Origin of the sequence: Butyricimonas muris (genome assembly GCF_046365375.1) — a bacterium.
GTDB lineage: Bacteria > Bacteroidota > Bacteroidia > Bacteroidales > Marinifilaceae > Butyricimonas > Butyricimonas muris.
Genome location: NZ_JBKEIT010000001.1, coordinates 682,038 through 705,128 on the forward strand (window position 1 = coordinate 682,038; position 23,091 = coordinate 705,128).

Consider the following 23,091-nt stretch of genomic DNA (forward strand, 5'->3'; position numbering starts at 1 on the left):
CAAGGTGATTTTGCTTTGGATAAATGCAAAAGCTATCATATTATTCGTAAGTACCATATATACCCGTATAACAAACAATATGTTATTTTGTTATATGGGCGCAAACAATTTCTCCTTACAGCATATATTCAAGATTAGTTTGGCTATTCAAATGAAAAGCAACTTTACTTTATCTCCATATTCATATGTACGAGTATTAAAGTAAACCTAACAGAGGGAGGGAAAGAGATGGCTTCGCTAACCCCGAGTCGAACTATACCTGAGCCTTCTCTTTTGGCTACAAAAGAATCCGAAATTCCAACTCACAAGACTGACAAAATTTCATATATGAACTTTTATTCATATTTTCGTCCTCTAAAGAAACAAATTATGGAAACATCAAAAACATACAATAGAACAATTAATTTATTAGATAAGTACACACAGTTTATCAAGTCTATTAACACCAAGGATATTGAGAACAATCTTACACTAGATAAATTAATAGAACTAAAATCAATACTGTCTGATATTAATAACATCATGACATTAATATCAACTCGTTCTATTGCGACAAAGATATCAGACATATTATCATTTAAAAATGAAGATAGAAAGCGGGTATTTAATGTTATTGATAACCAAAAGCCAAACACGAATGGGTTCGATATAAGAATTGACTCTCCTGTAAAAATATTAGTAGAAGTCAAATGTAATTCTCTAATTCACAACAAAAAATTTGGTGCTGCACAAATCAATGCAATTCTTGAAGATGCTAGAAAATTACGGTTAGAATCATCTCGACATATAAAGGCAAGTAAAAGTATTCAAGACACAAAAGATTATATTAAGATAATTGCTATTGTCAATTTTGGCAATAGGTCTGACGAAGATTTAACGTCTCAACTACTGAGAGAAACCAAGTGTAAAGAATCTACTAATTCTGCAAGAAAAGAACGAATGAAAGTGAAAAAGTTTTTAAAGCCATTATATTCACTATCACAAATACATGAAATAACAGATTTAGATAATGTTTATCTAACAGTTTTATCAATAAATGATCTAAAAACTGAGTTAGAGCGAATACGATGTGAATACTGTTTATCACTCAAATGCTAACAGAGGGAGAAAAGAGGGCGATTTTTCTCTTTTCCCCTCCGTTTGAAGACAAACTAAGGTTAAAAACGTTAAATCTTTGATTTTTGACGAAAAAATAAGTAAATTTTTGAAGTGTCTATCTTTTAAATTGTAAACTATTGATAATCAATATATATATATATATATATATAATGCTGCGTCGGGAAATAACCCCGTATTATTAACGATCACCATAAATATTACAGTTATGAAAAAGTGTAAAATTACCGTTATGAGAATAGCTTGCTATCAAGATTTGATGGCAAAGTATGAGAATCCTATGGAACATGCTTGTGATATGAAAGAAGGACAAATTTTCATAGCTAATGGTTGGAAGAAGCCCGAAGGTATGTGCGATAGTGCTTGGGAGAGCATGTCTTCTTTTGTAATGACTTTAGCGCATGGCGGAGGTAATTTTTATAACGGGTGGATGAAAAATGAGAAATCAGCCATGATATCGTGCAATGACGGTTTTCGTCCTGTTAGTTTTTTGATTGAGGCATTGGAAGAAGAGGCCGAATGAGGGGTATTCAAATGGATTTCAAAACTAAACTATCTCGGCGTGTCGGAATGGATGATATTCGTGAGATTCTTTTTCTTGTCGAGAGTGATGACAGTCAAAAGCAGAAATTGTATGATTTAATTATCGGTGATGATGGGGTTATCGGTTATCACGCGGCGTGGGTTTTTACTCATTTTTCACCGGAAAACAGAAAGTGGTTGTACGGGAAACAGGATGAATTGATAGATGAAGTATTAGCTTGTAAACATGGGGGAAAACGGAGGGTAATTCTTTGTTTGCTCTATCAGATGCCACTAACAAATCCGCCAAGGGTGGATTTTCTTGATTTCTGTTTGGAAAAAATGATGTCGTGTCAGGAATTACCGGGGGTAAGATCGCTTTGTATGAAATTGGCTTATGAATTATGTCTTTCAATTCCTGAATTGATGCGAGAATTAAAAATGGCACTTACGATAATGGAAGTTGATACATTACCATCTATGCGAACTGTTCGAAAGAATGTGCTGAAAGCGATGGGGAGAGGGAAAAGTTTGCAAACTTTCTGATTGAGCAATTTGTTAGTAAGCTAATTATCTTGTGATTGTTATCAGGGAACGTTTTCAAGAACGAACATATCATTCATTGCTTTTGTGCTTAATTATAGTTCTGTTATCAGTATTGATAATCTTTTCGGCTCAAATGCAAGTAAAATTTGATAAAGTCAGCTCAATTTAAGTCGATAAATTTACAAGAATATAGCTAACTAGAATAAAATCGCTGATATTCAGCGACTTTATTTATAATGTAAACGAGTGTGGTAAAATCACCGAATTACTCCACGTGCGTGTACCAACTACCGGAAAAATCAAGTTGATTTTCCCCGGCAAAAAAGATATACACGTGTGCCGTGCAGCCGATAGATTCGTCAAGAGTGAATTCCCCTTGCAAATCTCCCCGGCAGCCATTCACTTCCGGGGCTAATCGGGGGGAGCGTGTCAAGTTGTCGTACAAGACGCCAACTTGCATTTTGTCCGTTGCCGCCGCGGTTTTCCACTCTCTTTCTTCTTCCCATGTCACGAGGAAACGATTACCTTCCCGCTTTATTTGTAAATCACGGGGTAATGCCAGTTTCCCCATGGTGAACACGAATCCCTCGAAGTCCGTGATTTCGCCCGTTCCGTCAAAACAACGGAAATTGGTCGAGTTGAACAAATTGGGGGCTATTTTCCCTTGTGCCTTGGCGGCAGTACGCCACACAGTAGGGGATACCTGTTTCATGTATTCCTTGTAAAACAGTTGTACTGCCTTGAAACGGGTGATTATCTCCCGTTGCTTGGGCGTGTGCCCTTCCACTTCCCATTTCCTTTTTTTCCCGGGAATGGCATATCGTTTGACGTGCGTTTCGCCATTCCACGTGTAATAAATCATGTTGCCTCTTCTGCCACGGATTTTGCCGTTAAAAAAATCGAATATTTTCATAATAAGATACTTGATTTTGTTAGTTGTCTTCATATTTCCTCCTCCGGTTCCAAGTACTGTGCTTGAGAAACTTCCGTTTTATCCGCCTTCGTTGCGAACGTGTACACGACTAAGTCTTCTCGCTTCACCCCATATTGTAGCGTCATGAACACAGAACCGTATTCTTCCCGGTTACGAAGCTGTATTAATTGCCTATCACCTGATTCTTTTTCCAACAACACGCCGTACACTAAATCATCTGCGTAAGCATTTTTCTCGTCTTCCATTCCTGTTTGCGTGAAAACAAGCTTGTTTGTCATGCTGTTGTAGCTAAGCGTCACATTCGGAACTGCTAATGTTCCATTCGTGCGAAGCAGGCGTTTGTAGTCAGCCATAACCGTATCCTCGTCCGATTGCCGGAGTGCATTCGTGAACGAGAAGGGGAGTCCCGTTTCCGGAACTCCCTTTTCAACATTCGTCATGCTTCTTCCTCCAATTCTAAAAACTGTGACTTGGAAGCTTTCTTTTTGTTTGCACTCAGCGCGAACGTGTACACGATCAGGTTTTCTTTCTTCCACCCTTGCGGTAACGCTGCAGAAGTGGAACCTCCTTCACCTCGAACGCGAAGCTGCACCAATCGGCAAAAGCCTTTTTCTTTCTCCAGTAACACGCCATACACGAGGTCATCTGCGTTGCAATTCACCTCTTCCTCCATGGCTGTTTGCACGAAGGCAAGTTTGCTATTTGCGGTTTGGTAGCTAGCAGTCACGTTGGGAATAACCATAGGTCCTTTGGCGCACGATAACTGTTCGTAATTCACGACCACGTTTTTATCCTCCACCGTGCAAATTGTTTTGTTAGATGAATGAAACGCATTTGCCGCTGACCATCCTCTCTTCCGTTGAGGATACCCCAACTCAATAGCGGGTTGTAGGATTAATGAAAGCATACTAAGCATCGCGAATTTTTTACGTTGGTTAACTGCTTCCGGAGAATTTGAAATTTTCCCCGGAATACCTTTTTTTCTAGCGATATTATCACTATTCAGAAAATAATATGTTGTTCCTCCTACGGAACCTATAAAACCTCCTGCGAGGTCTGGTATTATCCTTGCCATAATTTATTTATTTTGATTTTTATATTATAATTTAGTGATTTGATGTGTTTGTGAATCAAATCATTGAATACTGTTTTTTATTGTAGCAAACTGTATATTTGCTTTCTACTCTTTAATCAATACACTTTCTGTTTTTTACTATACAATTTATTCATTAAACCATAAATCCCCCTCGCTTCCGTAACTCGTGATATTTGTTTTCTTTTAAAATGTGCAAACTATTCTCACGAAAATAGTGTACGCCATTAGTGGATTGTTTGAATTTTGCTCTCAGAGTTGTAGTTTTAGAAATGTACAAAATAGCTTAATACCATTTTGTCGAGCAGTAAATTCATTCCCAGAGTTATAGTTTTTGAAATATACAAACTAGTTTGAAACTAATTTGTCGAGCTGTAAATTCGCTCTCAGAGTTATAGTTTTAAAATGTCCTTTTTCCAATTTTGAGTACTCGTTTTAAAAAGAACTTTCATATTGCAAATGTCTATAAAAATAATGATATAAACAAACTATGGTGATTTTTTTTCTGAGAAAAAATCTTCTGATTTTCCTTGTGGCAGGTCAAAGTGTTAAATCACAGTCTTCAACAATGCTGTAGTGTGATAAGTTTTCCTCGAAAAATATACACGTGATTGATTTGGGTATATCCCGGATTTTTTCTAATATTGTATCACTAATTAATAAGTCAAACTAAAACGTCAAGAAGGAAGAAACAGACATTTTGAACTAAAATATTGTTGAACGGACAGGATATTATTCTATACTGTAAAATCTGGTAAATTTTAATCATCATGAATAATAAGCCGAATCACGTTCCACACCCGTTCGGGCGTGGACTGTTTTGCTTTTATGATGATGGGTTTACCAGAACCTTGCAGTATCGAAAGTGTTAACAGTTTCACGCTCTCTTTATATCCTTCCATTTAGAAATGTTATAAACAGTACCGGAAAATTCATCTAGGACAGAGTGTTTGCAATAAATCACTACTTTTGTTACACGGCTACCCCGATGAGCGTTTGACGGATTCTGAAAATTAATTACATTTGTGTAATTATTCGGGATAACTCCCGGGTAACGAAAATGTGAAATATTTGAAGCGTTTAGTTTTATCCTTGTTTTGAAAATCGCCAATTTTAAACCCAGAGGATAAACAGTACAAACGTTCATGCTTGCCATATAGAAATTTCTCTATATATGGTTTAGCGTGGGGTAGCTGTTTATTTTGGGTCAGGTGTTTGGCGATACCTCAAAACGAATAAACTGAAAATTCCCACGCTTTCCATTTTTATAAATTTACCATTCGGGGAATATTGGTAGGTAATAAATCGAAACTATGAAGACTGGAAAAAGAAAGAAATGGAAATTAATTTTATTCATTATTTTGGGCATCTGGCTTGTCTGCGGGGTGTATAATATCGTAGAAAAAAAGGTAATCTTACCTTTCTTGCTTGACAGGGATAATTATGACCCGTATATGGATGAAGAAGCCTGCCGGGAGCTGGTGAAAGTTGAAAATTGTCTGAATGCATTTTTTAGAGATTACACTTACGATAAATCTTTAGACGAGTATTTATATGGTTCCTTCTTGCCTGACGCGGAACCCGAATTTATTAGAGAAGTTAAATATGTCGCGAATGAACTTATAAACTATAATTACTATAACGCTCGTAATAGTCCGAATATTACATATAAAGAGGCTAAAGAATGGCAGAATGTAATATCTACATATCAAGAATGGTATAAAAACCTGCGCCCGAAACTTGAATATTTCTTGTATCGCAAATGCAATTCAAGCATATTGCATAAAAATAATGATTTTGGACGTTATAAATTGATCGAAATAACAGACAGACCGGTATATGATAGAGCGGCAGAAGAGAAAATAATGCAATATTTCGATAAACTGAATGCGCCAACTATCGACTATGTAGAATTAATTAATGACGATAATGCAAATTATCAAATTTGGGAAATTAGTAAAGAAAGTGACCCCGATAGAGTATTTGATACTAAAATAACGGTATTATTTGACCACAAAAACAAAAGAAGTCATATAAGATTGTATCGTCCTAGAAAATGATTAATATATTATCGTATTTAAATATAGAAAAATCATGAAACACGTTTTTGTCCTATTATTTGCGATCGTTGCCGGTAATTTAAGTGCGCAAATCACAATGCTCGAAAAGGATTTCGAGTCAAACATAAAAACGCTACAAAAAGAGAACATAGGAATGCCTTTTGATAGTACTTACAATTTTTGCAGATACCTGCCTCGTGTCGATAAGCAGGGTAATCTTAATTTCAATGGCGAAGAAAATGATCTTTTTGTTTATATCGGGCAACGAATTTATTTCCCGGATACCTTAAGATATGCTTTCAAAATGGATAGTCAAGGTGTGCATAAATTACTTCCGGGCTATTACACGCTTACTAACGTGGATAAAAGATTATCCAAGGGGAGAAAATTTAACACTGAATATGAAATATTTGATACTTTAAGAGCGCATTTGGAAAAAGTCAAAAATTCATATTATAAGCAATTATCACCTGCAAATAATGATGTGCGTAAGTATTTTCAATATTTAAGAGACCTATTGGGAGGTGGTGGTTTCCAGTTATTTGAATTATTGAGTAGTACGGGAGATACTTTGTATGTCACGCATATCAGGCAGGGAATCTCTGTCGGGTATTTTGAAAAGACGAAACAATTGCTTGAAAAAAAAGAATTTTTAGTCTTACCGCGTAATTTTCCGCAGGACAGGGATTTATACACCAAAGAAGAAATAGAACTATTACCCACTTCTTTTGAGAATTACAAAAAGAATATAAATGTACATCCTTACTCGTGTACCGAAGTATCGGTAGGCAAAGTCGGACTTCGAGGTCAATCATACACGTATGATATTGTGGCTGTCATTGAAGAACAAAATTCTGAGAGGAACGCACGATCCAAGTTTTTGCAAAACATCGGGGATAAGCTAAATGTATGGAATAACAAAAGTAACGATTATAGTTTTTATGGGAATGATTTTCCACGGGCGACATTTGGAAACGCTTTTATTTTGAGAAGTGAATATGATTTCAAAAAACAATTAGAGAAAAATAAAGACAAAACTATTGCAGAAAGAATCCAAAAATTTAAAATGGAACAAACACAAAAACGTCAGCAACACTTGGCTCGTTGTATAAGCAAGTACGGCGAAGAACGTGGAACTTTGATCGCTAATGGCAATGTGGCAATAGGGATGGATAAAGAGATGTGCCGAGAAGCATGGGGAAAACCTCTTTACGAGTATAGAGATCAATCTGTTGAACACACATTGGAAATATGGAATTACGGTTCAGATAAATTGTACTTTGAAAATGATGTTCTCAAAAGAATAACTCAAATAGGACTGTAAAACGTGTGATAACACTAGAGAATTTGTTATTTCTCCGTGTTTCATGGCGCTTACCTATTGATCACGCATTGACTAAATTCTGACCAAGTCCTGTCTATACAGGAGTTAGTCAGGACTTAGTCAGAACCTAGTCAGGAGTTAGCCGCCGTGAAACACGGATAATACTCTTTTCAAGGTATGATTTGTCATGATTATTCTATCCTGAGAATTCGGGTGTTTTCGTTAAATACAGTGAAAAATAAAACTTTGTCACGCTAGTCTTGGTTATTTTCCGGAATATGTCTAATTTTAAAACATCGTAATACCACCATCTTCGGATGTCAATGACGAATTATGGTCTGGTTTTTGCAAGTTTGAATATTGAATTAAAGGAATAACCTCATGGGAAATAGTGTAAGATATAGTTTAAGGACCGCTTGGCGAACAATAGGGGCGTGTCTGTTATTGGGTTGTCTCGTGTCGTGTGGCAGTTACAAAGTATTGGATATTGATGTGTTGAAACCGGGGGGAATTAATCTGGGGAGTGGTGATGCACAGGTAATGTTTATAGACCGGAAGATCGTTCACGTGTCGGATTCTCTCTCGGCACAGCAATTATATACTTCCTTGCGGTTGAGGCGGGATAATCTGGTGAATTGCTTCTATGACGGGCTTCGTGACGGCTTGCGTAACGGGTTGCGTCCCGTGTTGCTGGTAAGAGGGTTAGGGTTGACGCCGTTATACGTGCCTGATGGTTTCGAACCGGAGCCTGTAACCCCGGAAGAAATTCGGGCGTTGGGGAAAAATTCCCGGTTGACGCACGTGCTTGCCGTGGAATATTGTAAATTTAATCTTGATTTTTCAGGTCGTTTGCTATTGGATGATAATATACTCGTTCGTTTGTATGATGCTAACGGACAAGTGGTGGATTCGATGAATAGCAAGAAAATGGAAGTGAAGCATAGCGTGTACGAGGGTGAGGATGATTACGCCACGATTTGTAACTTTTTCTATGACAAGGGATGGAGTTATGCCGAGCGACTGACTCCGATGTGGACACCGGAGAAACGCCGGATATACACGGGCAATCGTTTGTTAAGTTTGGGGTATCAGTTATTCCAAGAAGAGAACATACCGGAGGCACGCCGGATATGGGAGGCGGCGTTGGCGTTGAAACCGAACGTGGCGGCACAAGCCGCGGTCAATCTTGCTTGGCTTTACGAGAAAGACGGGAATTTTTCCGGGGCAAAGGCCTTGTTGGAAGCTGCAGCAAAGACGCTGCAGAAAGCTAACGTTGATAATAAATTGTCCGTGTATATCATGGATTATATCGCAACTCTCGACAAGCGGATAAAAGATGAAACTAAAATAATGGAACAGATATAAACGAATTTAAAGCATGGAAAATTTCAATTATTACAATCCGGTAAAAATACTTTTCGGGAAAGGAAAGATTGCTGAAATCGGGAAATGGATTCCCCGTGGAATGAAGATCATGATGACCTACGGCGGTGGGAGTATCAAGAAAAACGGGGTATACGCTCAGGTTATGGATGCCCTGCAAGGATTTGATATCGTGGAATTCCCCGGGATAGAACCGAACCCGCATTACGAGACGCTGATGCGTGCCGTGGAGTTGGCAAAACGGGAGAACGTGGGCTTTCTGCTTCCGGTGGGTGGTGGTTCCGTGATCGACGGGACGAAATTTATTGCTGCCGCGATATGCTTCGAGGGCAACGAACCGTGGGATATTGTTGCCAAGGGAGCAAAGATCAACGCGGCACTTCCTATCGGGACAGTGTTGACGTTACCCGCCACGGGGTCGGAAATGAATTGCGGGGGCGTGATTACCCGCGAATCCACGAAAGAGAAGCTGGCGTTTCGTTCACAACACGTGTTCCCGAAGTTCTCCGTGCTTGATCCGACGGTGACGTATTCACTGCCGACGCGTCAAGTGGCTAATGGTATCGTGGATACTTTCGTGCACGTGATGGAACAGTACTATACTTTCCCGGAACATGCCGAGATACAAGACCGTTTCTCCGAATCTATTCTGAAGACTTTGATCGAGATCGGACCTCGTTTGATTCAGGATGAAACGCCGAATTATGACGATCGGGCAAATTTCATGTGGGCTGCCACTATGGGGCTAAACGGGTTGATCGCTTGCGGTGTAACCGAGGATTGGTCCACTCACCATATAGGTCATGAACTGACCGCGTTCAACGGGTTGGATCACGGGATTACTCTGGCAATCGTTTTGCCGGGAGTAATGAGCGCCACGAAGATGAAACGTCGTGAAAAACTGTTGCAATATGCCTCACGGGTGTGGAATATTGACCCAACTCAACCTGATGCCTGTGATCAAGCTATCGCTCGCACGGAACAATTTTTCAATGAATTGGGAGTGAAAACCCGTTTATCCGATTACGGCGTGGGAATCGACACTATTGACCGTATCGAGAAACGTTTCCGTGACCGGGGGATGTTTGCCTTGGGCGGCATTGACGACGTGAACGTGGATAACGTGAGGGCGATATTGACGTCAAGACTCTAATTAATTGAAAGTTGAAAATGGAAAATTGAAAATGATATATTCCCGGACGTGAGGACTATTATTTTACAGTTTTCCATTTTCAATTTTGTATCATAAATTGAAGTTGAAAATATAGGAATACCTTTCATTTTCAATTTTCAATTTTCAATTTTCAATTTTCAATTGTATGTTGCAAGTTTATCGGGCTTCCGCGGGTGCGGGAAAGACTTTTGCTTTGACGATGGAATACTTCAAGATCGTTTTTAACTCCCCGTTGGAGTACAAAAACGTTCTGGCGGTTACGTTCACGAATAAGGCAACGGAAGAGATGAAATCCCGTATCGTGAGAGAGTTGAATAAGTTGGCGGAAGGGCAGAAGAGCGATTACCGGGAGGATTTGAAGCGATCGTTGCGGTTGTCGGATGAACAGGTGAAAGCCCGCGCGGAAGTGTTGCGCACGCTGATCCTGCATGATTACGGGCGACTCGCGGTAACGACGATCGATCGTTTTTTCCAGCGTGTGATCAAGGCTTTTACCCGGGAACTCGGTATATTCCCCGGTTATAACGTGGAGTTGGACAGTGATTACGTTTTGCAGCGTGCTGTCGATCAAGTGATGCAGCGTATGAATAAGGACAGGGAGTTGGGGGCGTGGATTACCGAGTTGATGAATGATAGCGTGGAGGATGCCCGTTCGTGGAGCGTGAAGTCAAAAATTGCCGAGTTGGGAAAAGAACTTTTCGGCGAGAGTTATATGCTTTTCGATAAGGATGTACAAGAGCGTTTTAGTGACCGGGATTTCTTGAAAATATACAAGCGTTTCTTGCAAGGTATTATTACCGGGTTCGAGAAACGTTTGCAAGAATACGGGCGAATAGGGTGCGTGTTTATGGAAGAACAGGGACTGCATGTCGAGGATTTCAAGGGAGGCAAACGTTCGGCGGTCACTCACTTTTATAAATTGAAGGATAAAAATCTGGATGGCATCACGGCTACTATCCGTAAAGCAGTTGATAATCTTGACGAATGGGTGACCAAAAGCATGGATGCCGCTGGTCGTGCCCGCGTGGAGGATGCTTACACGACGTTGAACACGTGGTTGCGGGAGAGCGTGGAGTTTTATGACGAGCATCTCCGGGATTACGTGTCGGCTCGTTTGTTGTCGGGTAACCTTTATCAATTGGGAATATTGAATGATTTGTACGGGGAAGTCCGGGATTATTGTGACGAGAAAGGACTTATGTTGTTGAGCGACACAACCCGTTTGCTCAATACTCTGATCGCGGGTAACGATACTTCTTTCCTGTTCGAGAAGACGGGAAACTTCTACAAGCACGTGATGATTGACGAGTTTCAAGATACTTCCACTATGCAGTGGGCGAATTTCCGTCCGCTGATCGTGAACACGCTTGCCGAGGGCGGACGGGCGATGCTTGTAGGCGACGTGAAACAGAGTATCTACCGTTGGCGCAACGGGGATTGGCGCTTGTTGGCGGAGGGCGTGGAACGTGATTTTACGGCTTTCGGGACTGATAATATCGTGTTGGGGCATAATTGGCGAAGTAGCCGGGAGATCGTGGAGTTTAACAATCGTTTTTTCGTGCAGGCGGCGGGACAATTGAAGGAATTGTATGACGCGGAATGCGGGGAGGATAATGTTTATTCCCGCTCGATCGCGGAGGCATATAATAAACCGGAACAGTTGGTTAGCCGTCCCGGTAACGGGTACGTGGAAATTCGTTTCGGCGAAGAGAAGCAAGAGGAGGGAAGTGATACCGCTATTATGGAAGAGGTCGTGGCTATTGTCAATGATACCGTGCGTCGCGGCGGTCACCTGAAAGATTGTGTTATCTTGGTCCGTAACGGCAAGGAGGGGGCTTTTGCCGCCGATTACCTGATAGAATATAATAAACGGGAGGGAATACCTTTTCCCGTGACTTTTATTTCCAACGATTCGTTGTACGTGTCATCGTCGCCTTACGTGGAGTTGATTATCAACGTGCTGCGTTATATGGTGGAGCCGTATGATGCTGTAAACCGTACCGTGTTGCTTTACAATTACCGTACATTCGTGAAAGGGGAGAACACGGCGGAAAACGACGAACTTTTCAAGGCGGGCGGACAGGTGGAGAGTTTTCTCGACACGCTTGATATACCGTTTCTGCGTGAACCGGAACGATGGGTTTCGGGTTCCCTGTTCGAGATCACGGAAGAGATTATCGAGGCTTTCGGGTTGAAGAACCGTACGGAAGAGCTGCCTTATCTGATCGCTTTTCAAGATATCCTGTTTGAATATGAACGGAATAACACGAATAGTTTGCCGGTGTTCCTTGAATGGTGGGAGAAAGAGAAAGATAAAAAGGTGTTATCCACTTCCGAGGAAACGGATGCCGTGCGAATACTCACGATACATAAATCCAAGGGGTTGGAATTTAAGTCGGTTATTATTCCCTTCTGTGCGTGGGATCTCGATGATACCCGCCACGGGCGACGGATATGGTGTCGCAACCGGGAGGAGGGATTCCGGGATTTGGAATATGCCCCGTTAAATTACTCTCCCAAGTTGGCGGACAGTCATTTTAGGGAGGATTACATGGAAGAGCACATGAAAGCATACGTCGATAACTTGAATTTGCTTTACGTGGCTCTGACACGGGCGGAGAGGGAATTGTACGTGTTGCCTTACGCGCCAAAGATCAGTAAAGAGGGTAAACCTTCGGATATCGGGGCATTTCTTTATCAAGTGTTGGAACAACTTGCCCTGCCGGAATGGGACGGTGAGAATTTGTGTTTGCGCATCGGGCGGCAAGAAGTGATTCCTGTTTCGGGGAAAGTGAATGACGATAATACATTGAGTTTGTCGGAATACCCGATATATAATTTGAATGGTCGGGTAAGCGTGCGCTACAAGTACGAGGACTATACCGATCCGGAAAATATAGAAACTTCAGCAGTAGACGAGGGGAAGATGTTGCACGAGATTTTCCGGCGTATCGAAACCGTGAATGATATTGATCGGGCTGTCGGTGATATGTACCGTGCAGGATTGATAAATAACGATGAACGGGCGGTGTACCGGGAGCAGGTAGTCGGTTTCTTGAAAAACAACGTCCCTTCGGAATGGTTTGACGGTAAGTACAAGATTATCAACGAACGGGATATTCTTTTTAAAGGGACTGGAAAAGCTCGTCCAGACCGGGTAATGACAGACGGCAGGAAAGCCGTTGTCGTGGATTACAAGTTCGGGCGGAAAGAGGAGAACTCCTATCTTCGTCAAGTTGGTTTTTACTGTAAGACATTACGCCAAATGGGATATACCGACGTGTCGGGATATATCTGGTATGTCACGTTGGACAAAATCGTACCCGTGTATACCGAGAGTACACCTGTTCTGTTGCAGCTTTTTGATTGAATTTCTTTAAAACTTAGAATAAAAAAAGTGGTCGGAAGAAAATTCCGACCACTCGTGTTTTTTAGCCCTTTTTCTTTTATCTTCTATAATCAAGTCTTTTTTTACCGAGAGGGATGCTGCATCCGATATAAGCGTTTGCACGGTTTGCATCGCCCGGGGCTTTCGTCATTAAATAGTCGGAACCGATGAAGATGGGACCTAATTTCAGACCGATACCCACGGTTTTGAATTCACTATGCAGGAATGAATAACTCAACGTGGCTCCGAACCAATTTCTCGGACGATAGTTCGCTGAAACTGTTAATTCAGAATAAGAACTCGGGAGGGTGAATTGAGTGGAGGAGAGGACGCCGAAACCGAGTTTGTTGTTCAGTAACGTGATCTCTGCACCGATGTTTAAGGTAGAACGAAGTGTCGTTTTACGGCTTTTGGCTTCACCTTCTTGGAATTGGATCAAATCAAGGTCGAAGATGTCCGTGTTACTTGTTACGTAATTTTGAATCTCATCGGGATTCATGTTTTCGAAATCCTCCGGATTATAGTTATCGGGATCAATATCGTTCATGAAATCGTTATAGGTGTGTTCACCTTCGGTTTTAGCTATCGTGGTATTCGATTTAGACCAGTTAATAAAACCCAAGTCAAGAATAGCAGCTGAAACGGTCAGGTTATTTAATATCTTGTAGCTCGCTCCTAAATCAATGCCGAATCCGAAACCGGATATTCCCGGAGAATCGATATCAATATCATTGATGTAACCATGTTCCGAATCATATTCAAACTTCAGTCCTTTCATGGAAGTTTCCAATTTACCTTTGGTTCTAACTTTCCAATTCTGATAATCAGTATCCGCGTTAACGTATATTTCGTCAATTTTGGCATCGAGATTACCTACACCTACTAATACTTTAAAGCGTCCCCCGACACTCAATTTCTCTGTTATCGGGCGAGAGTATCCCAGACCAATTTCAGAGAAGACATCGGCATGCAGTTCCATGTTTTTGATATCATACATGTCACCAACGTCAAACTTATCGGCATTACGGGCAAATTCGAACATCGTTTTCGGGATAGAAGCACTGACAATCGCTCTCGCTCCCAGATTGACAGTCCAAAATCCTTTACCACTATAAAAACCGAAAGAAAGGATATCGGTCGTGAAATCAATGTTCATTGTATTTTTGCTATCCAAACGATTCATGAATTTGTCACTTTCAAGGAAGCCGTTTTTGTTTTCGATGATATCCACGAAGTCATCGATAGATAGTTTGTTCGAAGAAATGGATAATCCTAACGCTCCAATGGCCGGAATATTGAAATATCCTCTGGCGGGTTGTAAAGCCGGATTCATTTTTAATCTCGCCGGAACGTTGTCCATAAAATAGGAAGTACGAAGCCCTTGAGCGTACCCGTTCGTGACCCCTAAAACTGTCAGCAAGCCCACCACACAAGCTGCTTTCAGCAATTTGAAACTTTTTTTCATAAATAAGTGTCCTTTTAAATATGCAATATTGATAATTTCCTTATGCAAAATTGAGATTTTATTTTAGAATAGCAAAGGAATTTTATTACTTTTTTGTGACGTTTTAGAGGAAAAGGGGGATATTTGTTGTTTCATTATTTGGAAGTGAATATAAGAAACACTATCTTTGCACTCGCAAAACAGGAAATGTTTTGATGAACATTGCGGGATGGAGCAGTTGGTAGCTCGTTGGGCTCATAACCCAAAGGTCGTCTGTTCGAGTCAGGCTCCCGCTACAAGGAAAAGAGATTGAAAGTTCAATCTCTTTTTTTATTGTATTCAATAAAAAATCTCCCCCTGTAGAGGAGGAGATTCTCGGAACTGTATTTTGCTTCTATGTAGTTACATCGCGACTCCAATGATTCCTTTCATGGAACTTTCCAGAAAATCAATGATTTTCTGAATTTCCGGACCAATGGATATGGTTTCCTTGATTCTTATCAATGCGTTTTCAAGGCTGGTACTACATTGGTATATCTGGCGATACGCTTTCGCGATATCGTCGATGGTGTTTTCGTTCAACGCGTCCTCTTTACGCAGGATGGTTGCGTTTATCCCGTAATAGCTGATCGGGTTATGTGCTGCCACGATATAAGGGGGCACATCTTTATTTGCCCGACAACCGTCTTTGATGAAAGCCCATGTCCCGACACGGCATCCGTGTTTCACGATCACGCCGCTACCGAGAATGACACAATCTTCAATGACACAGTTCCCGGCGGTTTTTGCCCCGTTGCCGATAACACAGGTATTTCCCAGATGAGTGTCATGTGCCAGATGGACACCTTCCAGAAGGAAATTGCCATCTCCAATGATGGTGCAATCCGTGGTGTTCGTTCCCCGGTTGATGATAACTTTTTCACGGATGGTATTGTTGTTACCGATTCGCAGGATCGTGTCATCACCCTTGAATTTGAAATCCTGTGGAGTGGCACCGATAATGGCTCCATGATAAATCATGTTGTTTTCACCCATGCGGGTGCCGCTTAGCACGCTGGCATAAGGCATAATCGTGCAATTGTCACCGATCTCTACATTATTATCAATGTAGGCGAAAGGATGAACGGTCACGTTCTTTCCTATTTTCGCGTTTGGATCAACATAAGCTAATGGACTAATCATATCTGTATGTTTTTGAGGTTTATTCTGTTCGTCCGCCACCTAACGCGTGGTACAAATTCACGACAGCCTGCATGCGCTGGAATTCATCGGATATTCCCGATAGTTGAGCGCTTAGCAGGGATTGTTGAGCTGTTAATACTTCCAAGTAAGTGGACGTCCCTAAAGTTAGTAATTCTTGCGTGTAATCGACAGATTTTTCCAAAGAAAATATTTGTTTTTCCCGTTGGATGATTTTGTCCTGTGCCGTCTGGTATTGAGTGAGGGCGTTACTAACTTCGCTTCCGGCGTTCAACAGACTTTGTTCGAAACTGATCATGGCCTCTTCCTGTTGTGCTTTGGCAATCCTCAACCGTGCGGTGAGGGCTCCTTTATTAAAAATCGGTTGCGCGAGGGAACCTATTGCCGTGGCGATCATCTTACCGGGATTAACGATGCCCATTCCGGAATTGTTTGTCCACCCCAGAGTTCCGTTGATCGTTAATTGCGGGTAGAAAGACGCCCGAGCTTGATTCGTGTTATAGAAAGTGGAAGCGAGAGCCATTTCCGCCGCTTTCACGTCCGGGCGGTTTGATAATAATTGAACCGGAACGCCCGCGTTCAGCAAGGTAGGCAGATTCTGGTCTTCCAACTTGCCTCTTTCTATTCTTTGAGGGGCTTGTTTCAACAAGAGGGACAACGAGTTTTCCGTTTCCCGGATGCTTTGCTTTAAATCAGGGATAGAAGCGGCAATCATGTAACTGTTCGCTTCGCTTTGTGCTATTGCGGCTTCGTTTACCATGCCGGCTTCTTTCATGGCTTTCATGGTCTCCACGCTTTTTTGCCAAAGTAATGCGGTTTCTTCAGTGATAGCCAGTTGTTTATCCAGCATTAACAACGTGTAATAAGCATTAGCGATAGCGGAAATAACTTGTGTCTGAACCGCTTGTTTATACGCTTCACTTTGTAGTAACGTGACTTTAGCACCTCGCTTGGCATTTAATAATCTTCCGAACAGGTCTATTTCCCAACTGGAAACTACCGGTAGGGTATAGGTTTGTGAGGCTTTCGCTTTATCAAAACTGCTCACCGTTCCTTGGGGAGATAATCCCAAGAAAGGTAAGTATGCCAGACGGGAGGACATTAAGCCTGCCTCTGCTTCTTTCACTTTCAGCACGGCTGTCTGGAGATCGCTGTTTTGTTCCAGACCTAACCGGATCAATTGTTGTAATTGAGGGTCCGTGAACACTTCTTCCCACGGTAGATTACCCATGTTTGTCGTGTCGGAAGCCAAGGTGTCCGTCACGGAAACGGGATCACGATACAAGCCTTGAACATCTACTTCAGGGCGATTGTATTGCTTGTAGATGTTACAGCTACTTAGCAAGGCTCCCGCGCAGAGGGCGTATATTGTAACTTTTTTCATTGTTCTTTATTTTGTGTATTGTTCAATTTCAGATTCCAGTTCGGAGTTATCCGTGTCATGCCATTCGATCGGTTTGATCTTTTCCTGCAAGTATTGGAATGCCACGAATAATGCCGGTACTATGAATATCTGACAAATCATACCGATAAACATACCACCGATGGCTCCCGTACCCAAGGTACTGTTACCGTTGGCTCCCACGCCACTGGCAAACATCAACGGCAACAATCCGATAACCAAAGCCAATGAGGTCATCAAAATCGGTCGAAGACGGGCAGAAGCACCCAACACGGCAGCGGAGACGATACTCATGCCGGATAGACGACGTTCCAGTGCAAATTCGGTAATCAAAATGGCGTTCTTTGCCAGCAACCCGATCAACATGATCAATGATATCTGCATGTAGATGTTGTTTTCGACTCCCATGATTTTGGCGAATATAAAACTCCCCATCAACCCGAATGGTACGGACAAGATAACACCCCAAGGTAATATGTAACTCTCGTACTGGGCACTTAATAACAGGTAAACGAATACCAGACAGAGCAGGAAGATCATGGCTGTCGTACCTTCACTGGAACTTTGTTCTTCACGTGTCATGCCGGAATACTCGAAACCGTATCCCGTGGGCAAGGTTTCCGCGGCTACTTCCTGAATAGCTTGAATGGCTTGTCCTGAGCTATACCCGTCGGCAGGGGAACCGTTGACACTCATGGCGGTAAACATGTTGAAACGCTTGATGTTGTCCGGTCCGTATATTTTCCGTAAGGTAATAAACTGTGTGATCGGTGCCATCTCGTTTCCGTTTCTGACCATCACTTGGTTAAGGGTTTCCGGGTTTGCCCTGAAATTGGCATCAGCTTGTATCATTACCCGGTATAGTTTACCGAAACGATTGAAGTTGGAGGCGTATATACCACCGTAGTATCCTTGTAACGTGGTTAGTAACATATTCGGGGTTAGTCCCGCTTCTTTACATTTTGCCACATCGATGTCTACCATGTACTGGGGGTAGTTCGGGTTGAACGAGGTACGTGCGGTGGCAATTTCCGGGCGTTGGTTCAACTTTTCGAGGAAGTTTTGTGCCACGCTGTAAAAGTCTTCCAGACTGCCTCCGGTCTTGTCCTGCAAGTTAAATTCGAAACCGTTCGTGATACTGTACCCCGGAATCATGGGAGGGGCGAACAGAAGTACCCGCGCATCCTTTATCAATCCTTGCGTTTGCATGTATAGTTGTCCGATAACACTGTTGATATCTTGCCCTTTACCGCGCTCGTCCCAAGGTTTCAACCGACATATAAATGTTCCATAAGAGCTACCTTGCCCGGCGATAAAGCTATATCCGGCAACCTCCGTGCGTCCGTCTACGGCCGGATTGCTCGCTATTAAACTGTCGACTTGTGCCAGTGCCGCCCGTGTCCTTTCCAGTGAAGTGGCGGGAGGGAGGTCCACGATAGCGAAGAAGGTTCCGGTATCTTCGTTAGGAACCAATCCTGTTGGGGTTGATCTCATCAAAAGAACCAAAATAACGATACTTGCTACAACGGTAGTAAAACTGATCACCTTGTGATTGATGAAAAAGTTCACACCTTTCTTGTATTTTTGCAGGGTTACGTCGTAGGCGGCATTGAAGGCCGCGTGGAAACGATTGATCAATCCTTTTTTGTGCGCTTGTTTATCTTTATCATGCGGTTTCAAGAACACCGCGCATAGGGCGGGACTTAAAGTCAACGCGTTAATTGCCGATAGTCCGATAGCAACAGCCATGGTCAGACCGAACTGGCGATAGAAAGTTCCGGATGTACCCGACATGAAACTCACGGGGATAAACACTGCCATCATCACGAGTGTAATGGATACGATAGCACCCGAGATCTCGTTCATGGCGTCGACGGAAGCTTTTATAGGCGATTTGTAGCCTTGGTCAAGTTTGGCGTGTACCGCCTCGACGACAATGATCGCGTCGTCGACCACGATAGCGATGGCAAGTACAAGGGCGCATAAAGTCAACAGGTTCATGCTGAACCCTATCAATTGCAGCACGAAGAAAGTACCAATTAATGCCACGGGTATCGCGATGGCGGGAATCAAGGTGGAACGGAAGTCCTGCAAGAAAATGAACACGACGAGGAAGACCAGAATGAATGCTTCGATTAAGGTTTTCAATACCTCGTGGATGGACGCGAACAAGAAATCATTCGCGTTCAATAGGATACTGTATTCCACTCCCGGGGGAAAGTCCTTGGAAGATTCTTTCAACAGAGCTTCGATGTTTTGGATAATTTCCGTTGCGTTTGAACCTGCCGTTTGAAAGATCATTCCCGTTACTCCCGGATGTCCGTTTGAACGCGTGGCATAACCGTAGCTCAAGCCGCCCAGTTCGATTCGGGCAACATCTTTTAGCCGTAGAATTTCCCCGTCCGATGTAGCGCGAATCACGATGTCTTCAAATTCCTCCGGTGTCTGTAAACGACCTTTATATTTCATGATATACTGGAAGGATTGGTCGCCGCTTTCGCCAAACTGCCCCGGGGCTGCCTCGATATTTTGCTCTGCCAGAACGCTCGTCACGTCCGAGGGCATGAGTTTATATTGAGCCATCACATCCGGTTTCAGCCAGATACGCATGGAGTAATCGGCGCCTAGTACCATGGCGTCACCCACGCCGGGAACACGCTGAATCTGGGGAATGAGATTAATCTTCACGTAGTTTTGTATGAAAGTTTCGTCGAATTTATCGTCCGAACTAAAGACAGTAAATCCCAGTAGCATACTTGTTTGCCGCTTACTGGTAATTACCCCTACTTGTGTAACCTCGGCAGGCAGGAATCCTTGGGCTTTTGCGACACGATTCTGCACGTTCACGGCTGCCATATCGGGATCGGTACCTTGTTTAAAATATACTTCTATCGTGGCTTCTCCCGTGTTGGTCGCGGTAGATGTCATGTACATCATGTTTTCCACTCCGTTGATTTGTTCTTCCAGCGGGGCAATCACGCTGTTCAGCACGGTTTGTGCATTTGCCCCGGTGTATGACGTGCTTACGCGTACGGTGGGAGGGGCGATATCCGGGTACTGGGTTACGGGGATCGCGATCAACCCCAGTATACCCAAGATGACGATGATAATGGATATAACCGTGGAGAGTACGGGGCGTTTTATAAATCTATCTAATTTCATAATTTCTGATTCATTTTAATACGTGGATCTAGTGTTTGGCACTTTGTTGTGTGATAACTTGTTGACGCTTTGCCGTTGCCTCTGCCGGGGAAACAGGCTTTATGGTCATCCCGTTTCTCACGGAAGTACCCACGCCCTCGATCACGATACGGTCACCCGGTTTCAGTCCGGAAGTTACCACGTAATTTTTCCCGTCATTCACGGGGAGAATTTTTATCTCGGTAGTATTTACAATAGAACTGTCATTCACCACGAGCACAAATTTTTTATCTTGCATTTCCATGGTCGCTTTCTGGGGAATAACAATAGCATGATTATTTTCTTCGGGTAATAAAATGACACCCGAGCCCCCGCTTCGTAATATGCCGTTCGGGTTCGGGAAAGTAGCTCGCACGCTGGCAGCTCCGGTTGTCTGGTCGATAACTCCGCTTAAAGTTTCGATTTTACCCTTTTCATTGTAAATAGAACCGTCGACCAATTGAAGTTCCACTGCCGGCATTTGATTCAAGACGCCTTGGGTTGCCCCGTTGCTTTCACGCGTCAATTTGAGAATATCTTTTTCATTCATGGAGAAGTAGACGTACATTTCCGAGTTGTCGGAAACGGTGGTCAGGGCTGTAGCAGAACTCGGGCTTACAAGACTTCCCACGCGGAAAGGTATTTTCCCGACAACCCCGTTAGAAGGACTCGTCACGTTCGTGTAAGAGAGGTTTTTCTCCGCGTTGATTAATTGAGCCTCCGTTTGGGCTAGGGCAGCTTTTTGTGAGGCGAGCGTGTTGTTCGCCATTTGCAGTTCGTACAAGCTGATAATATTTTTCTCTGCCAGTTTCTCTTTGTTTTTCGCTGTTAATTCTGCGGTTGCCACGTTTGCCTTGGCTACGTTTACTGCCGCACGAGCTACATTGACAGCTTCTTCGTATTGAACGGGGTCAATGACAAACAGGGTTTGCCCTTTTTTCACTACCGCTCCTTCATCCACGCATAATTTCGTGATGAATCCACTCACGTTCGGACGAATTTCCACGTCTTGCCGCCCTTTGATTGTTGCCGGGTAAGCGTTGTTTAACTTGGATACGCTTGTTTCAATGGTCATTACGGCGTATTCCGGTGCTCCGGCTTGTTGACCTTGCTGTTGACCTCCACAAGCAAAAAGGGTTATCCCCAACGCGATTCCAAAGAATCGTTGAGATAAAGTAATCATTGACTTTTGCATTTTCATATACTGTCTTTATTTAATTGTGTTCAATCTTATATATATTTGGGGCTAAATAGGCAAACCCCGTACCAAATTGATGTGATATAAAATTATTTTTTGCTCTTTTTGCGAAAAAGGCCTGCAGAAGAGGGCAGTTAAATATTTTTACACATTGATGATACGTGATAACATAAAATCGGGTTCGGGAAATTTAAACTTGATAGAGAATTATTATATTTGTAAATATTTTATATGGAAACGTGATGATGAACTTGATAAGAATAACAGAACCCGGGGATATCCGGTTACAAAAATTGATACCGCTTTACGAGGAGGCTTTCCCGGAAAACGAGAGAAGGGATATCAAGCAATTGAAACGCTTGATTCTTGAAAAACCGGAGATGCATTTCAACGCGATAGAGTGTGACGATACGCTGGCAGGATTGTTTATTTATTGGGATTTGCATGATTTTTATTACATGGAGCATCTTGCCGTGTTTAGCCAAATGCGTAACCTGAAAGTCGGACAGCAGGTGCTGGATTATATCGCGGAGCATTTGAGCGGTTTACGTTTGCTTGAAGTGGAACCCACCACGGATGAAATGACCACCCGTCGAGTGAAGTATTACGAGCGAAATGGTTACGAGATACTGGATAAATCTTTTATCCAGCCTTCATACCGGGATGAGCGTGATGCCGGTAATTTATGGATCATGGGGAATCACCGGACAGATCGTTTGCAGGAATTTGTCGAACGGATAAAACAGGTGATTTATAGGGACAATTATAGATGATATGATTGTTTACTCGTCTTTTATTTTCCAATTAAAGACATTTTATTTTCGCTCGTGAACGTCTTTGAAACGTCTTTGATTCGAAAGTGAAACGTGTTTGTTCCCTTATTACATCGAATCTTCAACGGAAATTCTCCGGGTTCTCCTTGTATCTTTCAATAAAAAAACGAGTAAAAGTGTCGCTTAATTATTTGATAATTAGGCACTATTGGAAATATTCAAAAAAAATAAGGTTAGTCGTTCCCCATGGAAACGACTTTTCGTGTTATATATATGAGTCGGCTCAAATAAAATTATTAATAAACGATCGTTTCTTTAGCCTTTAAAATCAATTTTTCAAGCAAAAATCATTTT

18 protein-coding genes and 1 tRNA gene are annotated in these 23,091 nt (G+C 42.4%); 10 read left to right on the forward strand and 9 right to left on the reverse strand.

The window, feature by feature from the left end:
- Nucleotides 1-369 precede the first annotated feature (369 nt).
- The 3 genes from ACK8P8_RS02830 (at nt 370) to ACK8P8_RS02840 (ending at nt 2,184) form a co-directional block, all read left to right on the forward strand.
- A complete protein-coding gene (locus ACK8P8_RS02830; protein WP_186975450.1) occupies nt 370-1,098 on the forward strand; it encodes a hypothetical protein in 729 nt (242 codons plus the stop codon).
- 226 nt (nt 1,099-1,324) lie between these two features.
- The gene (locus tag ACK8P8_RS02835; protein WP_099292564.1) at nt 1,325-1,639 is read left to right on the forward strand and encodes a TIGR04076 family protein; all 315 of its coding nucleotides are present in this window, start codon (nt 1,325-1,327) and stop codon (nt 1,637-1,639) included.
- A gap of 11 nt (nt 1,640-1,650) precedes the next feature.
- Nucleotides 1,651-2,184, forward strand: coding sequence for a HEAT-like fold family protein (locus tag ACK8P8_RS02840; RefSeq protein ID WP_227214983.1), 534 nt, complete (start codon nt 1,651-1,653; stop codon nt 2,182-2,184).
- A gap of 265 nt (nt 2,185-2,449) precedes the next feature.
- On the opposite strand, the gene ACK8P8_RS02845 is transcribed toward ACK8P8_RS02840, so the two are convergent.
- The 4 genes from ACK8P8_RS02845 to ACK8P8_RS02860 all read right to left on the reverse strand — a co-directional run bounded on the left by ACK8P8_RS02845 (nt 2,450) and on the right by ACK8P8_RS02860 (nt 5,113).
- Complete coding sequence (locus tag ACK8P8_RS02845) at nt 2,450-3,097, reverse strand: hypothetical protein (protein ID WP_369860112.1); 648 nt, start codon at nt 3,095-3,097, stop codon at nt 2,450-2,452.
- A 29-nt stretch (nt 3,098-3,126) separates the two neighbouring features.
- Nucleotides 3,127-3,558, reverse strand: coding sequence for a hypothetical protein (locus ACK8P8_RS02850; RefSeq protein WP_369860113.1), 432 nt, complete (start codon nt 3,556-3,558; stop codon nt 3,127-3,129).
- Nucleotides 3,555-4,193, reverse strand: coding sequence for a hypothetical protein (locus ACK8P8_RS02855; protein WP_369860114.1), 639 nt, complete (start codon nt 4,191-4,193; stop codon nt 3,555-3,557). Before ACK8P8_RS02855 ends, ACK8P8_RS02850 begins: the two co-directional genes overlap by 4 nt.
- A gap of 779 nt (nt 4,194-4,972) precedes the next feature.
- Complete coding sequence (locus ACK8P8_RS02860) at nt 4,973-5,113, reverse strand: hypothetical protein (protein ID WP_369860115.1); 141 nt, start codon at nt 5,111-5,113, stop codon at nt 4,973-4,975.
- Between the two features lie 411 nt (nt 5,114-5,524).
- Here ACK8P8_RS02860 and ACK8P8_RS02865 point away from each other — a divergent pair, with 411 nt between their 5' ends.
- The 5 genes from ACK8P8_RS02865 (at nt 5,525) to ACK8P8_RS02885 (ending at nt 13,522) form a co-directional block, all read left to right on the forward strand.
- The gene (locus tag ACK8P8_RS02865) at nt 5,525-6,271 is read left to right on the forward strand and encodes a hypothetical protein (RefSeq protein ID WP_369860116.1); all 747 of its coding nucleotides are present in this window, start codon (nt 5,525-5,527) and stop codon (nt 6,269-6,271) included.
- Between the two features lie 34 nt (nt 6,272-6,305).
- A complete protein-coding gene (locus ACK8P8_RS02870) occupies nt 6,306-7,595 on the forward strand; it encodes a hypothetical protein (protein ID WP_369860117.1) in 1,290 nt (429 codons plus the stop codon).
- A 381-nt stretch (nt 7,596-7,976) separates the two neighbouring features.
- Complete coding sequence (locus ACK8P8_RS02875) at nt 7,977-8,960, forward strand: DUF6340 family protein (RefSeq protein ID WP_227214763.1); 984 nt, start codon at nt 7,977-7,979, stop codon at nt 8,958-8,960.
- Between the two features lie 13 nt (nt 8,961-8,973).
- Nucleotides 8,974-10,131, forward strand: coding sequence for an iron-containing alcohol dehydrogenase (locus ACK8P8_RS02880; protein ID WP_410025523.1), 1,158 nt, complete (start codon nt 8,974-8,976; stop codon nt 10,129-10,131).
- A 166-nt stretch (nt 10,132-10,297) separates the two neighbouring features.
- Nucleotides 10,298-13,522, forward strand: a complete 3,225-nt coding sequence (locus ACK8P8_RS02885) for a UvrD-helicase domain-containing protein (RefSeq protein ID WP_410025524.1) — start codon at nt 10,298-10,300, stop codon at nt 13,520-13,522.
- Nucleotides 13,523-13,598: 76 nt separating this feature from the next.
- Here the strand turns inward: ACK8P8_RS02885 and ACK8P8_RS02890 are convergent, their stop codons facing one another.
- Nucleotides 13,599-15,005 carry a DUF5723 family protein gene (locus tag ACK8P8_RS02890; protein ID WP_410025525.1) on the reverse strand — a complete coding sequence of 469 codons (1,407 nt, stop codon included), beginning with the start codon at nt 15,003-15,005 and terminating at the stop codon, nt 13,599-13,601.
- A 202-nt stretch (nt 15,006-15,207) separates the two neighbouring features.
- On the opposite strand from ACK8P8_RS02890, the gene ACK8P8_RS02895 reads away from it, so the two are divergent.
- Nucleotides 15,208-15,280: transfer RNA gene (locus ACK8P8_RS02895), tRNA-Met, on the forward strand.
- Between the two features lie 106 nt (nt 15,281-15,386).
- On the opposite strand, the gene lpxA is transcribed toward ACK8P8_RS02895, so the two are convergent.
- From lpxA to ACK8P8_RS02915, 4 genes are read right to left on the reverse strand one after another with little or no spacing between them, the layout of a single operon-like run.
- On the reverse strand, nt 15,387-16,166 hold the full coding sequence (lpxA, locus tag ACK8P8_RS02900) for an acyl-ACP--UDP-N-acetylglucosamine O-acyltransferase (RefSeq protein WP_410025526.1): 780 nt from the start codon (nt 16,164-16,166) through the stop codon (nt 15,387-15,389).
- 19 nt (nt 16,167-16,185) lie between these two features.
- The gene (locus ACK8P8_RS02905; RefSeq protein WP_410025527.1) at nt 16,186-17,568 is read right to left on the reverse strand and encodes a TolC family protein; all 1,383 of its coding nucleotides are present in this window, start codon (nt 17,566-17,568) and stop codon (nt 16,186-16,188) included.
- 6 nt (nt 17,569-17,574) lie between these two features.
- Complete coding sequence (locus ACK8P8_RS02910; RefSeq protein ID WP_410025528.1) at nt 17,575-20,748, reverse strand: efflux RND transporter permease subunit; 3,174 nt, start codon at nt 20,746-20,748, stop codon at nt 17,575-17,577.
- 28 nt (nt 20,749-20,776) lie between these two features.
- Complete coding sequence (locus ACK8P8_RS02915; RefSeq protein WP_369860119.1) at nt 20,777-21,967, reverse strand: efflux RND transporter periplasmic adaptor subunit; 1,191 nt, start codon at nt 21,965-21,967, stop codon at nt 20,777-20,779.
- Between the two features lie 239 nt (nt 21,968-22,206).
- Here ACK8P8_RS02915 and ACK8P8_RS02920 point away from each other — a divergent pair, with 239 nt between their 5' ends.
- Nucleotides 22,207-22,737: a GNAT family N-acetyltransferase gene (locus ACK8P8_RS02920; protein WP_369860120.1), complete on the forward strand. Its 531-nt coding sequence runs from the start codon at nt 22,207-22,209 to the stop codon at nt 22,735-22,737.
- Nucleotides 22,738-23,091: the final 354 nt, after the last annotated feature.

What these genes read in the sequence shown, in the direction of transcription:
- ACK8P8_RS02830 (WP_186975450.1), top strand. Translation starts at nt 370, where the DNA reads ATGGAAACATCAAAAACATACAATAGAACAATTAATTTATTAGATAAG.
- ACK8P8_RS02835 (WP_099292564.1), top strand. Translation starts at nt 1,325, where the DNA reads ATGAAAAAGTGTAAAATTACCGTTATGAGAATAGCTTGCTATCAAGAT.
- ACK8P8_RS02840 (WP_227214983.1), top strand. Translation starts at nt 1,651, where the DNA reads ATGGATTTCAAAACTAAACTATCTCGGCGTGTCGGAATGGATGATATT.
- ACK8P8_RS02845 (WP_369860112.1), bottom strand. Translation starts at nt 3,097, where the DNA reads ATGAAAATATTCGATTTTTTTAACGGCAAAATCCGTGGCAGAAGAGGC.
- ACK8P8_RS02850 (WP_369860113.1), bottom strand. Translation starts at nt 3,558, where the DNA reads ATGACGAATGTTGAAAAGGGAGTTCCGGAAACGGGACTCCCCTTCTCG.
- ACK8P8_RS02855 (WP_369860114.1), bottom strand. Translation starts at nt 4,193, where the DNA reads ATGGCAAGGATAATACCAGACCTCGCAGGAGGTTTTATAGGTTCCGTA.
- ACK8P8_RS02860 (WP_369860115.1), bottom strand. Translation starts at nt 5,113, where the DNA reads ATGGAAGGATATAAAGAGAGCGTGAAACTGTTAACACTTTCGATACTG.
- ACK8P8_RS02865 (WP_369860116.1), top strand. Translation starts at nt 5,525, where the DNA reads ATGAAGACTGGAAAAAGAAAGAAATGGAAATTAATTTTATTCATTATT.
- ACK8P8_RS02870 (WP_369860117.1), top strand. Translation starts at nt 6,306, where the DNA reads ATGAAACACGTTTTTGTCCTATTATTTGCGATCGTTGCCGGTAATTTA.
- ACK8P8_RS02875 (WP_227214763.1), top strand. Translation starts at nt 7,977, where the DNA reads ATGGGAAATAGTGTAAGATATAGTTTAAGGACCGCTTGGCGAACAATA.
- ACK8P8_RS02880 (WP_410025523.1), top strand. Translation starts at nt 8,974, where the DNA reads ATGGAAAATTTCAATTATTACAATCCGGTAAAAATACTTTTCGGGAAA.
- ACK8P8_RS02885 (WP_410025524.1), top strand. Translation starts at nt 10,298, where the DNA reads ATGTTGCAAGTTTATCGGGCTTCCGCGGGTGCGGGAAAGACTTTTGCT.
- ACK8P8_RS02890 (WP_410025525.1), bottom strand. Translation starts at nt 15,005, where the DNA reads ATGAAAAAAAGTTTCAAATTGCTGAAAGCAGCTTGTGTGGTGGGCTTG.
- lpxA (WP_410025526.1), bottom strand. Translation starts at nt 16,166, where the DNA reads ATGATTAGTCCATTAGCTTATGTTGATCCAAACGCGAAAATAGGAAAG.
- ACK8P8_RS02905 (WP_410025527.1), bottom strand. Translation starts at nt 17,568, where the DNA reads ATGAAAAAAGTTACAATATACGCCCTCTGCGCGGGAGCCTTGCTAAGT.
- ACK8P8_RS02910 (WP_410025528.1), bottom strand. Translation starts at nt 20,748, where the DNA reads ATGAAATTAGATAGATTTATAAAACGCCCCGTACTCTCCACGGTTATA.
- ACK8P8_RS02915 (WP_369860119.1), bottom strand. Translation starts at nt 21,967, where the DNA reads ATGAAAATGCAAAAGTCAATGATTACTTTATCTCAACGATTCTTTGGA.
- ACK8P8_RS02920 (WP_369860120.1), top strand. Translation starts at nt 22,207, where the DNA reads ATGATGAACTTGATAAGAATAACAGAACCCGGGGATATCCGGTTACAA.